Annotated in this window: 10 protein-coding genes; 5 read left to right on the plus strand and 5 right to left on the minus strand. The window is 59.2% G+C overall.

From position 1 onward, the window contains the following. The first annotated feature begins 9 nt into the window (after nt 1-9). The 4 genes from IE151_RS10750 (at nt 10) to IE151_RS10765 (ending at nt 5175) form a co-directional block, all read left to right on the plus strand. Nucleotides 10-1617, plus strand: coding sequence for an ABC transporter substrate-binding protein (locus IE151_RS10750; protein WP_189490003.1), 1608 nt, complete (start codon nt 10-12; stop codon nt 1615-1617). A gap of 81 nt (nt 1618-1698) precedes the next feature. Continuing rightward, nucleotides 1699-2649: an ABC transporter permease gene (locus IE151_RS10755; RefSeq protein ID WP_189490004.1), complete on the plus strand. Its 951-nt coding sequence runs from the start codon at nt 1699-1701 to the stop codon at nt 2647-2649. Beyond that, nucleotides 2646-3509, plus strand: coding sequence for an ABC transporter permease (locus IE151_RS10760; RefSeq protein WP_189490005.1), 864 nt, complete (start codon nt 2646-2648; stop codon nt 3507-3509). Before IE151_RS10755 ends, IE151_RS10760 begins: the two co-directional genes overlap by 4 nt. Nucleotide 3510: 1 nt before the next feature. Beyond that, complete coding sequence (locus IE151_RS10765) at nt 3511-5175, plus strand: ABC transporter ATP-binding protein (protein WP_189490006.1); 1665 nt, start codon at nt 3511-3513, stop codon at nt 5173-5175. A 51-nt stretch (nt 5176-5226) separates the two neighbouring features. Here IE151_RS10765 and IE151_RS10770 read toward each other — a convergent pair whose 3' ends face one another. Next, on the minus strand, nt 5227-5706 hold the full coding sequence (locus IE151_RS10770) for an Lrp/AsnC family transcriptional regulator (protein ID WP_189490032.1): 480 nt from the start codon (nt 5704-5706) through the stop codon (nt 5227-5229). 239 nt (nt 5707-5945) lie between these two features. On the opposite strand from IE151_RS10770, the gene IE151_RS10775 reads away from it, so the two are divergent. Next, on the plus strand, nt 5946-7271 hold the full coding sequence (locus IE151_RS10775) for an NAD(P)/FAD-dependent oxidoreductase (protein WP_189490007.1): 1326 nt from the start codon (nt 5946-5948) through the stop codon (nt 7269-7271). 2 nt (nt 7272-7273) lie between these two features. Here IE151_RS10775 and IE151_RS10780 read toward each other — a convergent pair whose 3' ends face one another. From IE151_RS10780 to IE151_RS10795, 4 genes are all read right to left on the minus strand, one after another. After that, complete coding sequence (locus IE151_RS10780; protein WP_189490008.1) at nt 7274-8461, minus strand: HlyD family type I secretion periplasmic adaptor subunit; 1188 nt, start codon at nt 8459-8461, stop codon at nt 7274-7276. Further along, nucleotides 8458-10653 carry a type I secretion system permease/ATPase gene (locus IE151_RS10785; protein ID WP_189490009.1) on the minus strand — a complete coding sequence of 732 codons (2196 nt, stop codon included), beginning with the start codon at nt 10651-10653 and terminating at the stop codon, nt 8458-8460. Before IE151_RS10785 ends, IE151_RS10780 begins: the two co-directional genes overlap by 4 nt. Further along, the gene (locus IE151_RS10790) at nt 10650-12083 is read right to left on the minus strand and encodes a TolC family outer membrane protein (RefSeq protein ID WP_244636706.1); all 1434 of its coding nucleotides are present in this window, start codon (nt 12081-12083) and stop codon (nt 10650-10652) included. Before IE151_RS10790 ends, IE151_RS10785 begins: the two co-directional genes overlap by 4 nt. 76 nt (nt 12084-12159) lie before the next feature. Next, nucleotides 12160-16660: BapA/Bap/LapF family large adhesin (locus IE151_RS10795; protein ID WP_194523924.1), on the minus strand; the 4501-nt coding region annotated here is incomplete at its 5' end.

The raw sequence follows: 16660 nt of genomic DNA on the forward strand, positions 1-16660 counted from the left end.
GGAACTGCAATGCGTGATATTACCAATTGGACTTCGCACGACGATACAATAGTTGAGAATGCGATCCGTCGCGGCGCCAGCCGTCGTGAACTGCTACAGATGATGCTTATGGGCGGCATCGCGCTGACCGCAGGTTCCGCGATTCTAGGTCGCGCGACCTCGGCGCTTGCTGCCGAGCCAGTCAAGGGTGGCTCTATCAAGGCTGCCGGATTTGCTGCCTCCACCGCCGATACGCTGGATCCGGCCAAGGCGTCGAACGCGACCGATTATGTTCGCTGCTGCAACGTCTATAACCGCCTGACCTTCCTCAATGGACAGGGGGAAACGGTGATGGAGCTGGCAGAAAGCATTGAAAGCTCCGACGCCAAGGTCTGGAACGTCAAGCTGCGCAAGGGCATCACCTTCCACGATGGCAAGTCCTTCACGGCTGAAGATGTGGTCTTCTCGCTCAATCGCCATCTTGATCCAGCCGTCGGCTCCAAGGTCAATGCGATTGCCAAGCAGATCTCCAGCGTAAAGGCGATCGACGAATCCACCGTTGAGATCACGCTGGAAGCACCGAATGCCGACCTTCCGACCATTCTTGCGCTGCATCATTTCATGATCGTGGCCGATGGCACGACTGATTTTTCCAAGGGCAACGGCACCGGCCCATTTGTGCTGGAAACGTTCGAGCCAGGCGTTCGCTCGATCGTCAAGCGCAATGAGAATTACTGGAAGGACCAGAAGGCCAATCTGGATTCGTTCGAATTCTTCGCAATCTCCGACGAAACCGCGCGCATGAACGCCGTTCTTTCGGGTGATATCCAGCTGGGCGCGAACCTGAATCCGCGTTCGCTGCGCGTTCTAGAGAATAATCCGGCCGCCGCGCTCTTTATCTCGAAGCTCGGCACCTATACGAACTTGAACATCCGTTTGGACATGGCACCCGGCGACAAGACCGGCGTCGCTGAAGCCTTCAAATATCTTATCAACCGCGAAACGATCCAGAAATCGGTGCTGCGCGGGCTTGCCGAAATCGCCAATGACCACCCGGTTCCCGACACGAATAAGTACCACAATGCCGAACTGAAGCAGCGCGAGTACGATCCTGAACGTGCCAAGTCGCTTCTCGAGAAGGCAGGTGTCCTGAATCAGGAAATCCGCATCACCGCAGCCGAAGCGGCTTCCTCTTCGCTCGACTATGCGATGGTCGTGCAGCAGGCTGCCAGCCAGATCGGCCAGAAGGTTGCCATTAATCGTGTTCCGTCGGACGGATACTGGTCAAATCACTGGGTCAAGGATGCCGTGCATTTCGGCAATATCAACGCGCGTCCGACGCCCGACATCCTGTTCTCGCTGCTCTACAAGTCGGATGCGGCGTGGAACGAAAGCGGCTACAAGTCGGAGAAGTTCGACAGCATGCTGCTCGAGGCCCGCGGTTCGCTCGACGAGGCGAAGCGCAAGGAAATCTACGGCGAAATGCAGGCGATGGTTTCCAATGAAGCAGGCACCGTCATTCCGGTCTTCATGTCGAACGTCGACGCGGTTTCTCCGAAGCTGAAGGGCCTTGTGGCCAATCCGCTTGGCGGCATGGCTGGCTATTCCTTCGCCGAATACGCTTGGCTTGAAGCTTAAAGAAGGCCTAGTTTGACCCGATCGCCGTGAAAAATCGCGGCGGTCGGTTTCTCCTATTAATTTAAGCGGGTAGGATTTGTCATGAACTCGCCAGTTCTCAATCTAGCGGTGAAGCGCATCGGCGTTGCTATCGTTACGCTGTTGATCGTGGCTTTCACGATTTTCTTTGCGACGGAAATGCTCCCGGGCGATGTCGCCGAAATCCTGCTTGGACAGGCGGCAACGCCTGAGGCTGTTGCCGGTCTTCGCGAGGCGATGGGCCTAAACCAGCCTGCGTTTTTGCGCTTTCTGCAATGGCTCGGAAATCTTCTGACAGGTGATTTCGGCACGTCCTATGCCAATAATATGCCAATCGCCGATCTGATCGGCGGACGTCTGATCAATTCCCTAAAGCTCGCGGGCGTAACGGCGGCTATTTCGGTGCCGGTTGCGCTGACGCTCGGCGTAACCGCTGCCGTCATGCGCGGCACGATCTATGATCGCGTCGTCTCGACCCTGACGATCTCGGTGATCTCAGTTCCGGAATTCATGGTGGCTACGCTTGCCGTCATCGTCTTTGCCGTCTATCTCGGGTGGCTGCCCGCTCTTTCCATGGCAAACGATGTACAGTCGATCGGGCAGTTGCTGAAGGTATTTGCGATGCCGGTGATTACGCTGAGCTTCGTGATTTCGGCGCAGATGATCCGCATGACGCGCGCGGCTGTTCTGGAAACGCTGGACACACCCTATGTCGAGATGGCGCTGTTGAAGGGCGCATCGCGCCGTCGCATGGTCATGCATCACGCTCTTCCCAACGCGCTCGGGCCGATCGTCAATGCCGTTGCATTGTCGCTATCCTATCTTCTGGGCGGCGTCATCATCGTCGAGACGATCTTCAACTATCCCGGTGTGGCCAAGCTGATGCTCGATGCCGTCGCAACACGCGATCTGCCGCTGATCCAAAGCTGTGCGATGATTTTCTGCCTGGCCTATCTCCTGCTCATCACGATTGCCGACCTTGTCGCGATCGTTTCCAATCCGAGGCTGCGATGACCATGACGGTTTCCCTCCACGATACGAAAAAGGCAAAGCCGCCACGCTTCGGCTACCGGATCAATCTGGTGGGCGCGGTGTCGTTTCTGGTCGTGCTTGCCTGGGCGATCATTGCCATCATCGCGCCCTGGATCGCCCCCCATCCGATCGGCGAAATTGTCGATTTCGACTTCTTCGGCCCGATGTCGGCGCAATTTCCGCTGGGCACCGATTATCTCGGGCGTGACATGCTCTCGCGCATCCTGCTCGGCGCGCGCTATACCGTGGGCATTTCGCTGGCAGCGGTGTTTCTCGCCTGTTTCTGCGGCGTGGCGCTCGGCATGACGGCTGCCGTGATCGGCGGCAGGTTCGACAGCATGTTGAGCCGGCTTCTCGATGCGCTGACTTCTATCCCGAGCAAGATACTGGCGCTGGTCATCGTCGCTGCGGTCGGTACGTCGATCCCGATCCTGATCTTGACGCTCGGCATCATCTACATACCCGGCTGCTATCGTTTCGCACGGGCGCTCGCCGTGAATATCAACACGATGGATTATGTCACCGTTGCGCGCGCTCGCGGCGAAAGCATCGGCTATCTGATCCGCGCAGAGATACTCCCCGGCATTATCGGGCCGGTGCTGGCCGATTTTGGCTTGCGTTTCGTCTTTATCGTGCTGCTTCTTTCAAGCATGTCTTTCCTGGGACTTGGCGTTCAGCCGCCATTTGCCGATTGGGGCGCTCTGGTGAAGGAAAACATCGGCGGCCTGTCATTTGCAGCACCGGCGGTGATCTTTCCCTCGATCGCGATCGCCAGCCTGACGATCAGCGTCAACCTGCTGATCGATAATCTGCCCCAGAAAATCCGCGACCGGAGCGAATGAGATGGCCAATATCGTAGAAGTTCGCGATCTGCGCGTCGGTGCCAAAACCGATTCCGGCCGCACCGTCGATATCATTCGCGGCGTTTCCTTCGACATCGCCGAAGGTGAGATTGTTGCGCTGATCGGCGAGAGCGGTTCGGGTAAAACCACGATCGCGCTAACGCTGATGGGCTATACGCGCCCCGGCTGCCGTATTGCCAGCGGCAGCGTCAAGCTCGCCGGCGAAGATATGGCAAAGCTGCCCGAACGCAAACGCACCAGAAAGCGCGGAACGGAAGTCTCCTATGTTCCCCAGAGTGCGGCGGCCTCCTTCAACCCGGCGCACAAGATCATGGACCAGGTGATCGAGATCACGAAGATCCACGATCTGATGCCCGCCGAAGAGGCGCGCAAGAAGGCCGTCGAGCTCTTCCGTGCGCTGGCTTTGCCGAACCCCGAAACGATCGGCGACCGCTATCCGCACCAGGTGTCGGGCGGCCAGTTGCAGCGTCTTTCGGCTGCAATGGCACTGATCGGCGGTCCGAAGCTGGTCATCTTCGACGAGCCGACGACGGCGCTCGACGTGACGACGCAGATCGAAGTGTTGCGTGCCTTCAAGTCGGTCATGAAAAAGGGCGGTATTGGCGGCGTCTACGTTTCGCACGATCTTGCCGTCGTTGCCCAGATCGCCGACCGCATTGTCGTATTGCGCCATGGCGAGGTGCAGGAAGTTGGCGTGACCAAGGAACTGCTGGAAAATGCGCGGCACCCCTACACGCGCCAGCTGCTGGATGCCTTCGAGCCTGTAAGCTATGCGGCCGCGAAGGACATTATTGTCGAGCCGGAAAAGCCGCTGCTTGTCGTCAGGGACGTCGTGGCGGGCTACGGCGCGGTCGACAAGACAACCGGCGATCCGGCCATGGTAGCGGTCAAGGGCGTCAGTTTCGAACTGCCGCGCGGTAAGAATCTCGGAATCATCGGCGAATCCGGTTGCGGCAAGTCCACTCTGGCGCGCGTTATTTCCGGTATCCTTCCGGCCGCACATGGCTCGATCGAGTTTGAGGGCAGAAAGCTCGCCCCCGATCTTCGCCAGCGTAGCCGCGACGATCTTCGCGAATTGCAGATCGTCTTCCAGTTTGCCGATACTGCCCTCAATCCTGCCAAGTCCATCGAGGATATTCTCGAGCGTCCGTTGAGCTTCTATCACGACATGAATGCTCATGACCGCAATGCCCGCGTGAGCGAACTACTCGATATGGTAAAGCTGCCCCGCACCTTGCGTTATCGTCGCCCCGGCGAACTTTCCGGTGGGCAGAAGCAGCGCATCAATCTGGCGCGGGCCTTGGCCGCAAATCCAAAGCTCATCCTATGCGACGAGATTACCTCCGCACTCGATACGGTGGTTGCAGCGGCGATCATCGAGCTGCTGAAGGAATTGCAGCGTGAGCTGTCGCTCTCCTATCTCTTCATCAGCCACGATCTCTCGACCGTACGTGCGATCTGCGACGAAGTAGCCGTCATGTATAATGGCGAAAAGATCGAGCAGCTCAGCCCAGATGTCATGGGTTCGCAGGCAGGTCATCCTTATTCGCGCCTGCTCTTTTCATCGGTGCCAAAGCTCGACACCGGCTGGCTGGATAGCCTCGAACAGGACCCGGAACTGGTCAAGGCGTTTTCGAAGCGCTAAACGGAAAAGGCGGCCCGACCGAGCCGCCTTTTCCATTTGAATTCAGGGAAATTACTGTCCTTCAAACATCGTGTCGAGCGGCAGGTGTGTCCTGACGATGGGCGATTTCAGCACGACGAAGCTGAAATATTTGTCGATCCCGATATCCATATCGATAAGCCGCTCCATCACCGTCTGGTATTCGACGATGCCCGCCGTGACGAATTTCATCAGATAGTCGTAGCCGCCTGAAATGAGGTGGCACTCCATGACGGAATCGATCTTTTCTACGGTCGCAAGAAAACGTGCAAAGTCGATCTGGCGATGGTTCTTCAGCGTGATTTCGGTGAAGACCGTAAGCGTCTGTCCGAGCTTGGCAACATCGATCTGTGCGGAATAGCTGGTAATATAGCCTTCCGCCTGCAATTTCTTGACCCGCATGAGGCAAGGGCTCGGCGACAGGTTGACCAGCTCGGCTAGTTCGACGTTGGTGATGCGCCCGTTTTTCTGGAGCTCAGTGAGAATGCGCAGATCGATCCTGTCCAGCTTCATGAAGGCATCCGTATGCGAGAAATTTCGCAGGCGACTATACGCCATTCGGCGCGTCCTGCAATCTCTGGCACGATAGCCGAAAATCATTATTGGCGCTGAGGGAAGGAAAGGGCCTCGCCGCAACAAATCGCTTCGCTTGAGGACCGGTTCGGCAGGAAATTCTGTGGAGCGGCGGACTGTTGGCGCATGGGACGGCGGTGCTTGGGCTAGGATAACCTGCAAAATTCGGAGAATAGCAGATGCCCGCGCCCCTGATGCATATAGAAACCAATGCCGAGCTTCCCCAGGAGGCGGATGTCGTCGTCATCGGCGGTGGCGTGGTGGGCGTTTTTACCGCCTATTATCTGGCGCGGCGCGGCGTGAAGGTGGCGCTTGTCGAAAAGGGGCGGATCGCTGCCGAGCAATCGAGCCGCAACTGGGGCTGGTGCCGCCAGCAGAACCGGGATGCGCGCGAATTGCCCATGGCGACCAAGAGCCTCGACCTGTGGGAGAATGTTGCGCGCGAAACCGGCGAAGATACCGGCTTCCGACGCTGCGGCCTGCTTTATCTTTCTCAGAACGAGACGGAAATTGCCGGGTGGGCCAAGTGGCGCGATTTCGCACGAACCGTCGGCGTGACGACGCATATGCTCAGCGCCGAAGAGGCAAGTGAACGCGGTCGCGCAACTGGGAGGCGCTGGAAGGGCGGTGTCTTCTCGCCGAGTGACGGAACGGCGAACCCGGAGAGGGCGGTGCCGGTAACCGCCCGCGGTATCATCGCCGCCGGAGGCACCGTGCATCAGAACTGCGCAGCGCGTGGCGTTGAACTTAGCGCGGGCCGCGTCAGCGGGGTCGTCACCGAGAAAGGCACGATCAGAACAAAAACCGTTGTCATGGCGGGCGGCGCCTGGGCGTCATCCTTCGTGCATCAGCTGGGCTTCCGTTTCCCGCAGGCCGCCGTTCGCGCTTCCATTCTTGCGGTCGCTCCAGGCGCCGAAGGCTTGCCGGATGCTCTGCATACCGCGGAAGTATCGATGACCAAGCGCGGCCAGGGAGGCTATACGCTGGCGATCAGCGGCCGCGCCCGCGTCGATCCGACGCCGCAACAGTTGCGTTTTTCACGCGAATTCGTGCCCATGTTTGCGCGTCGCTGGAGGAGCCTTGCGCCCGGCGGCCTGGAAGGCTGGAAGAATGGCCATGAGACGCTGAAAAAATGGTCGCTTGATGCAGTTACGCCGATGGAGAAGAACCGTATTCTCGATCCTAAGCCGGATCAGGGGCAGATCGACCTGACCTACAGTCGAGCCAGGGAGCTGCTGCCGGATCTGCGCAATACGCCGATCGCCCATGCCTGGGCGGGATATATCGACAGCACACCTGATGGCGTTCCTGCCATTGGTGAACTGGAAACCATTCCTGGCTTCATTCTGGCAGCGGGCTTCAGCGGCCACGGTTTCGGCATCGGACCGGGGGCAGGGCATATGATTGCCGACGTCATTACCGGTCAGGAGCCGATCGTTGATCCGAAACCCTATCGCCCCGAGCGCCTCAACGGCTCCGCCTGGGGCAAAGTCGCCGATTTCTAATTCTAACGTTCGCGCATGGCCTCTGCAGCGCGGTTGAGTGGCTTGATTAAATAGTCGAGGACCGTCTTGCTACCTGTGTGGATGTCGGCGGTTGCCACCATGCCTGGCGTGATGGGGAACTCCTTGCCCGCATCATTGACGAGCTTGTCCTTATCCGTGCGAATGAACACGCGATAGTAGAAGATTTCCGGATCGACCTCGTCCTGGATCGTGTCCGGCGAGATCGTCGAGACTTCGCCGTCCAGGTCTCCATAGATGGCATAATCATAGGCCGTTATCTTGACGCTGGCGCGCTGTCCCGGATGGATGAAGGCGATATCGCGCGGCGATATGCGCGCCTCCACCAGCAATTGATCGTCCAGCGGTACGATGACCATCAACTTGCCATTCGGTGGAATGACGCCGCCAATCGTGGAGACCTCGATATTCTTGACGACGCCGCGCACCGGAGAACGCACCGTAAGGCGCTCGAGCCGGTTGGTGCGTCCGCGGAGGGTCGAGGAGAGGGCGGCGACTTCGGCATTGGCCTTGGCAAGTTCCTCGCGTGCGCGCACGATATATTCCGACTGCACTTCTTCCTGCTTCAGTTGCAGCTCAACGAGCTCACGCTTCAAGCGGATAACCTCGACCTGACTCGAAGCGCCGATGTCGGACAGCTTTTCATTGATCGCAAGCTCGCTCTTGACGAGTTCGATGGATTGTCTGATCCAGGATAGGGTTTCGTTCAGGCTGTTCCTGCGGGCGCTGAAAAGCCGGTGTTCGGCAGCGACGAGTTCGGGAAAATCTGCGAGAGCTTCAGGAAAATTCAGTTCCGTGTCGCTTACTTCGGCTTGCAGCCGTGTCGCGCTGGCAAGCGCTGCACGATAGCGCGCCGCGTTCTCGTCAAGCTCGGAAGTGGTTAGTGTCGGGTCGAGTTGCGCCAGAACCTGTCCGGGTTCAACAATCTGATCCTGGCGGACGTGGAGAGAGGCAAGAATGCCACCCTCGAGCGACTCGATATTCTGCTCCCGCGTTGTCGGGACGATTTTGCCTGTACCCGACGATACTTCGTCCAGAACGGCAAAATAGGACCATATGCCGAGAGTCAGCAGGAGGATGGCCGTAACCCAGATGATGCGCGAGGAGCGCGCCAGCTTGACGTCGTCCGTGTCTCCGAAAACCCAATCTTCGTTGGTTCGTGCTGCGCTCATGATCGCGTCCCGGCATTCGCGGGTGGAGGACTGCCTGCAACATTGCTGATGCCACGCAATTTCTGCAGAGCGATTTCTTTTTTCTCATCCATTACGATTGCACCCTGATCCACGACGATCAGACGGTTCACCAGATCGAGCACACGCATGCGATGTGTGGCGATCACGACGGTTTTTTCCGCGCTCCACCGTCCGAAAGCTTCCAGGAAGTGCCGTTCCGTTGCTTCGTCCATCGAGGCGGTCGGTTCATCGAGCAGCACCACGGAAGGATCGCGCAGCATGAGACGCGCGAGAAGTAATGCCTGTTTTTGCCCGCCTGAAAGACCGCGGCCGCCCTCCAAGATCTGGTGATCCAGCCCCCGTGGCAGACGGTGAATGAATTCGGCAGCCCCCGTCATTTCCAGTGCGCGTATGATTTGGGTCGAACTTGCGTTCGGCGCGCCGAGCAACAGGTTTTCGCGGATTGTGCCAAAAAACAGCGTTGCATTTTGAGAGAGATAGGCGACATCGCGACGCAGATCGGCGGGATCGATATGTTTCAAGGCAATTGAGTCGAGAAGGATTTCTCCGGCGGATGGCTCGAGCATTCCTGAAAGCCCTTGCAGCAGGGTGGATTTGCCTGCTCCATTCTTGCCAAGGAGAGCGATCTTCTCTCCACCAGTGATAGAGAGCGATTTCACCAGCAAGGCGGGCACCCCGAGATTGAGCGCGTCGTAATGGAACTGCGTGCTGGAGAGCCGATAGTTGCCGGCGATGCGTGAAAGGTGGATGCGGCTCTCCCGGGGCGCATGGTCGACGGGCAGCCTCATGAGATCGTTCAGACTGGAGAGACCGATTTTCGCTTGTTGAAGCCGGCTCAATACTTGGGTGATCTGAGCCATAGGTCCCATCATGCGGGAAGCGAGTACGGACGAGCCAACAAGGACGCCGGTTGTGATTTCGCCGGCCATGACCATCGGTGCTCCAACGAAGATCGTCGATGCGTAGACAGCCGTCTGGATATTGAACGTCCAGACGTTGAGCGTGTTGGCGATATTACGCTGCTTGAGCTGCGCGTCACCGGTAACCGCGTTTAGATGATTCCATTGTTGCTGGAAGCGGTCCTCCGCCTGCAACGTCTTGATATCTTCTATGCCCTGTACGGCTTCGACAAGAACCGCATTGCGCAATGAGGACTCGCGCATCGCCGCCTGCGAGGCGGCCCTGAGGCGACGCTGATAGAGCACTCCCGGAACAATCAACAGGATGAGCGCCACCAGCGGGACGAAGGCGAGTGCACCGCCAATGAAGAACAATATCGTCAGAAACACGATGAAGAAGGGGATGTCGGCGATCGCGGTCACGGTGGTCGAGGTGAGCATGTCGCGCACTTGCTCCAGCTCGCGAAGCTGCGCGATGAAAGTGCCGGTCGACACGGGCCGAGCCTTGTTCTTGACGCGCAAGGCATGTCCGAAGACGAGATCCGACATGCGAATGTCGGCGCGTTTGCCCAGCATGTCGATGACGCTCATCCGCGTCTTGCGCATGATGAAATCAAAGACAAGTGCCAAAAGGACACCGCTGAAAAGGACATAGAGCGTGTTGAACGACTTGGCGGGGACCACGCGGTCATAGACCTGCATGGAAAAAAGGATGCCGGCCAGCCCCAGCAGATTGGCAACGAGCGAGGCGATCATGACATGACCGTAGGGGCGCAGGTCGCGCAGGACGATCTTGCGAAACCAGCCGCGCTCATAGGGCTTGATATACGCATCGACGCGTTCATCCGGAATCGCGTGCAACGGTCGTGCAATGGCCACGCGCTCGGCATTCTCGAAGAGAACATCGGCCGGCATGATATTGCCGGTGGACCCATCCGCGCCATCGGTGACGCTGGCGTCGCCATTTGCACCGAACGCTGTCACCACGATAACCTGGCCATCTTTCAGCGCCACGATCATCGGCAGCTGCCAACTCGTAAACTTGGTTTCTGACGGGTGCTTCAAACGCAGGCGTAAGCCGAGCGATTGCGCGATATTGCCGATGCGGTCCTTTCCCTCCGATGCGGTATCCCAGTACATGGATTGCCTGGCTGCCTGTTCGGACAGCGGAATGCGATAATGGCGCGCCACATGGCGAAGGCACGAAAACCAGGGAGCGAGATCTGGCGGCGGCGTGTCGGTCAGCGAACTTTCATCCTTGTGAAGGGTCATTCCCTGTTCCCTGTGGCGATGCCCTGAAGGCCGAACGCGCCGCGTGTTCGGCCGGAGTTGTAAAGGCAGTCGGCATTCAGGCGCATGAGATCGCTGGCCGCGTTGACGCGTTCGAAACGGGCCGCGTGCAGTTCCTGCTCCGCATTGAGAAGATCGAGCAGCGTTCGTGTTCCGAGATCCAGATATTGTCGCTTGTAGAGATCGCGCGTCTGGGCAATCATCCCGTCGCGTTTTTCCAGGGAAGCCTGTAGCGCCGACAGGCCCTGGATTTGACTGCGAGCGGCTGACAATCCCTCCATTACTTCCAGTTGGGCGGACTGGCGGGCAGCATCGGCTGCGCCGAGGGCGAAGTTTGCAGCATTGCGGCGCGCTTTGTTGGCGCCACCCTCGTAAATATTGCCGCGCACATTGAGACCCACGGTGAATTCCGGTTCGTCCTCGTCATGTCGACTGCGCGAATTGCCGCTGAGATCATAGCCGGCGTCGGCATCGAGAGAGAAGGTGGGCAGCGAGTCTGCACGGCTTTTCGAAAGATGTGCCATTGCTTCACCGCGGCGCGCGACCGCCTGCTGAATCGCTGGAACCGTGTTCCAGTCGGGCTCACCCGTCGCGCAATGCTTGGAAAATGAAGCAGGAAAGACCGCGCCGCTGACATGCACGGATGTGCCAGTGAGGCTGCTCAATGTCGTTTGCCAGCGCGCCAGCTGCGCGGAAAGCTCCAGGACGCGCGACTGGGCAGCTTGAAGGCGCGCTTCTGCCTGTATTTTATCCGACAGGGTGCTCGCACCCGTGTCGCTCCGCTGACGCACCAGTTTGGCAATATCTTCAACCCCGTTCACCTGCTGTTGGGCAACCGCCAGCAATTTCTGGTACCGGTCGACTTCGATGACGGCATAGGCGACGTCGCGGACCAGGTTGTCGGTCTGCAAGAGCAATTCGGTCTGCTGTACTGCTCGCTGTGCGGAGGCCACATTGACGGCGCCTGAGACCTTGCCGAAATCGTAGACCATTTGCGACGCTTGCACCGTCGCCCGCGGATTGAAGCCTTCACGGTCGGCGCGGCGGTCGTAGTTCGAATTGATGCCGCCACTGATCTTCGGATAGTAACCGGCGCGCGCAACGTCTATTTCCGCTTCGTATTGACCGATCCGCGCCGTAGCTTCTCCGAGCGAGGGGTGAAAGGACACCGCACGTTTCACCGCTTGCTCGATTACCGAACCGCCGACGCGGGCAGAAGCCGTCGCACCAACCGTAATGGGATCGATGGCTTTTCCAGCGCCTTGTCGAGATGGGGCAGGTGGCATGCTGGCAGTCTTGACGGGAGGTGGCGGAGCAATTGCATGCCGGTCCGTGTTCAATGAACATCCCGCCACCAGGAAGATGAGAAGCATTATATTCAAATGTCCACGTGCCAGTACGAGTAAACCCACTTTGTTCACATCTCCAGAGTGTTCTGGTTCATGACAGTTCCGGCCCGGACGCTGGTCCGGACCGGATTCGCTTATCTCAGACGGTGTGTTGGTTGTTTGAAAGCAATTCCAGCTCGTCCTCCGGCTTGATTGGCAGATACTGGTAAGGTGTTGCGTCGGACGCTTCGTCGTTCGGGGGCGCGACAGTCAGTGCCTCGCCCGGCAGCGTGATCATCTGTTCTTCTGCCGGCGCGGGGGCGTTCTGTTCGAACATCGCAAGATCGATCTCCAGGGCATCGCCGGATGCGGTTTCCAGCTGTAGCTCAGGCAGGATGGACGCTTCGGTATCATCGGCGCTGACGTCGCTTTCGAGTGCATCTATACCGGCCAGCGGGATGATATCGTCATCGACGGGCTCGGACTGTATCGACACGACCGGCGGGACACCCTCCTCGATCGCAATCGCCAAGGTTGCCTCTGAGGACGAGCCATTCGGATTGTAAATGCGATAGGTAAAGACGTCGGTCGTGCCGATGCCGGTTGTTGCCGCTGTGGGCGTGTAGATGTAATCGCCGTCCGCGAATATCTGCAGCGAGCCATGCGCTCCCGTTACCGTCACGCCGTTTGCTCCTGGAGTGGTCCACACACCTGGCGCCGTCTGGATTTGCATGACGCTCAATGCGGAGGCGAAGACATCGTCTTCGAGAACGTTGCCGGTTGCCGCCGTGGTTGGTCCCGCCACAAGCTGACCCAGATCGGTTGCATTGAACTCGATCCCCACATTGACCGCACCGGCGACGGAAAGGACGCCCCCGTTCTGCACCGCAAGACGATAATTTCCCGGCCCAAGATCCTGGAGATTGACGACGAGATTGTTCCCGACCAGATCGACCAGATCCAGCGCCGCCAGCTGCGCACGCGTGTAGAGAACGGTTGTGGAGTTGTTGGCGTTGACGCGTAGAACCTGGAAATTGATCGTGTCGAGAAGGCTCAGCAAGCCGCCGGCATTAATGCTGATCGTTGCATCGGTCATCGTATTCGAGGCGACGCTGAAATTATATGTTCCCGACGTCTGACCGATATTGACGCCGAGAAGTCCAAGCAGCCAACTGTAGCTGATGGCGTTGGATACGGTAGTTGTGGTCACGGGGTTGACCAGCTGGATCAGCGCCGTGTCGTTATCGCTTACGGCACCCGTCAGGGTGGCTGGTTGGCCCGGATCGTTCGAATTCCACGTCGCTGTCACATCGGGGCTGCCGATCTGCATGTAGATGCTCGCAGTCGATGTTCCGTTCGGGCCGTCGATGCGATAGGTGAATATGTCGACCTGACCCACGGAAGCGGGATCATTATCCGGCGCGTAGGTGAAGGACCCGTCGACATTGATCGTCAGCGTGCCGTATTGGCCCTGAACCTGTGTGCCATCGACGACCTCGACGAAATTATTCTCGCTGACCGCAATCTGGAAAACAGGCGTACCGCCACCGAGCGAATCCGGTGGATTGCCATCGGTTCCCGTCAGAACGTTTCCGGTGATTTGCTCGCCGATGGCGGTAAACTGTGTCAGGCTGGATTGGACGATCGACGCATTGACGCTTACGGTTGTCCCGAGGCCAGCCAAGCCTCCGCCACCGAATACGAGCCTGTAATTGCCGGCTTCGAGGTCCTGCGCTGTGACGCGGATACCCTGATTGGCCAGGCCGGCCAGTTCAAGCAAGCCACCGTCCCCGCTCGCTCCGACCAGTTCCCATTGGCCATCCGGACGCTGGACGAACAGTTGAGCCGAGGCGTTGGTCAGCAGGCCCAGGAGGCCTGTCACACCGATATCGAATGTTGCGTCGCCCTCCGTACCGGCTGCAACCGCGAATTCGAACCGGTCGCTGAAACTGCCGACATTGATGAGTGCACTTCTGGACTGGCTGGCCGTCACCGTTGTCGTGACCGGGGAGAGATCAATGGTGGGTGAGAAGATGTCGTTATTGGCGATAGGCGCGGAGGTATCGACAACCGGCGCGGCGACTGTGCCCGGCAGTGAAACATTGGGAGATGCGGCGCCGTCAGCCAGCGTCACGCTGAGCTGTTGTCCTGAGATCTGCGGCGGATTGAGCACGATGGTGAACTGACCGCCCGGTTGAACCGTGCCCGTACCGATGACTGTGCCGTCAGAGGACACCGTGACGGTGGTGCCAGCCTCGCCGGTTCCGCTGACCACGGTTCCCGTCTCGTTAACGGCGAGGTTGGCGGGAGCTTCCGGCGCGGTGGTATCCGGAGCGATGGTCGTGGCAGGGGAGGATATGTTGGCGGCTGCGTCCGTTAACGTCACGCTGAGGGTCTGCCCATTGTTCTGGGCCGCGTTCAGGGGAATGGAGAACGTGCCGCCCGGCTGGACGGTTCCGGTCCCCAGAGTAACTGTCCCCGTGGCATCGCGCACCGTGACGGTTGCGCCCACTTCGCCTGAACCCGTCAGCGTAAGGCCATCGCCACTGACGGCGAGATCTTGCGGCGGGGCAGGAGGCGTGAGATCCGCCGCAATGGCTACTGCCGGAGGCGAAGCGTTGTTGGCGGCGTCCTTCTGCACTATCGTCAGTGGTCCGCCATCGATCTGCGGTGTCGTGAAGATGATCGAGAAGGTGCCGTTCGGCTGGACAGTACCAGTTCCCACGATTGCTCCGGATGCATTGGTAACCGATACCGAAGCGCCTGCCTCACCGGTCCCGCTCAGCCCTGTGCCTTGGCTGGCGACCTGCGTGATGACTGGTGCAAGCGGATCGATTGTATCCGGAGCCGTCGCCTGAGAAGCGGCAGATGTATTGTTGGACGCATCGCTCTGGGTGACAAAAACATTACCCCCGTTGTTCTGCGCGGGAGACAAGGTGATCGAGAAGGTACCATCCGGCTGCACGGTTCCGCTGCCGTACAAGACCATGCCGGTTTCGTCCGTGACACGGACGATTGCGCCCGGCTCGCCGGTCCCGGTCAAGCCGGTGCCGTCCTCGTTGACCAGAAGATTTTCCGGTGCACCAGGTGCCTGGAAGTCCGGTGTGCGGACGGTCGCAACCGGGGATACATTGCCATCGACCGTTTGCGTCACATAGAGCGTCGATCCATCCGTGGTGGCCGGGATCGGTGCGCTGAAATATCCATTGTTCTGGACCGTGTCCGTACCGATGATGGTTCCTGATGCGTCTCGAACAATGACCGTAGCACCCCCCACACCATTGCCGTTTACGGCGTCTCCCGTCGGTGCCGAAAGGTTCGATGGCGCATCCGGGGTCTGCGGCGTTGGAGCCGTGACTGTTGCATCGGAAGATACATTACTGGCCGCGTCTGTGAGGGTGACGGTGAGTGTCTGGCCTGCGATTTGCGCCGGAGTGAGCGGAATGATGAAAGTGCCGTTCGGTCCAACAGTTCCGGTCCAGATTTGCGTGCCGTTCGTAACAGCGACGCTAGCGCCTGCCTCTCCTGTGCCGCTGATGCTGATGCCACCGGCTGCGACCGCCAGGTTCTCTGCTGCGACAGGTGCTGTGAGATCGGGAGTTTCCACCTGCCCGGGGTCGGAAATATTGTCGGCGGCGTCGGTAAGCGTGACACTGAGCGGATTGCCGTCCACCTGTGCAGGCGCGAGCGTAACAATAAAGGTTCCGTCCTCTCCAACCGTGCCTATCCCTACTTGCGCGCCGCTCAGGTCGGCCACGATTACGGTTGTGCCGGGCTCGCCGCTGCCGGCAAGTTCGGTTCCTTCCCCGTTTAGGACAAGATTGCCCGGCGCCGCGGGAGCGGTAGTGTCCGGAGCCTGCACGATAGCCGGTAGTGAAGGCACGCCGGCGCTGTCGAGCAGCCTTACCACCAAGGTCTCGCCATTGGCCTGTGCCGGCGAAATCGTGATCGAGAAGGTGCCGTCCGGCTGGACGACACCGGTCCCGAGCAGATCGCCGTCCACGCTGGTGACATGGACTTCGACCGTCGTCCCGGTTTCGCCGGTGCCGGTCAGGACGGTGCCCTCCGCGTTGACTGCAAGGTTGGCGGGGGCATCGGGCGCGGTTTCGATCGGTGCCGTAACAGTTGCGTTAGGAGAAATATTGCCGGCCACGTCGGTCAAGGTGACATTCAAGACACCACCATCCACCTGGGGCGGCGAGATGAGAATGCTGAAGGTGCCCCCCGGCAGCACGGTGCCGGAGCCAACTGTTTCGCCCGCTTCATCTGTAACGAGTACGGTCGTGCCGGCTTCGCCGGAACCCGTGAGCTGTGTTCCTTCCGCATTGATGACAAGGTCTTCGGGAGCGAGCGGCGCGGTCGTGTCAAGGACAGGTGCAGTCGCCGTGGCGGGCGGGGAATTATTTCCCGCCGCATCTTCCAGTGTAACGGTTAGCGTTTGTCCGTCGGTCTGCGCTGGATCGAGAATGATTGAGAATGTGCCGTCCGGCTGAACCGTTCCCGTCCATGTCTGCGCACCGTCGGTCACGGCGACGTCTGCTCCCACTTCTCCGGTGCCCGTTATACTTGCGCCATCGGCAGCGATTGCCACACCGGTGGGTGCTTCGGGCGCAGTCGTGTCGGGCGCGGTGGCGGCAACGGGCAATGTCTCGTTGGTGCCG

Origin of the sequence: Limoniibacter endophyticus, from assembly GCF_014652835.1 — a bacterium.
Classification (GTDB): Bacteria; Pseudomonadota; Alphaproteobacteria; order Rhizobiales; family Rhizobiaceae; genus Limoniibacter; species Limoniibacter endophyticus.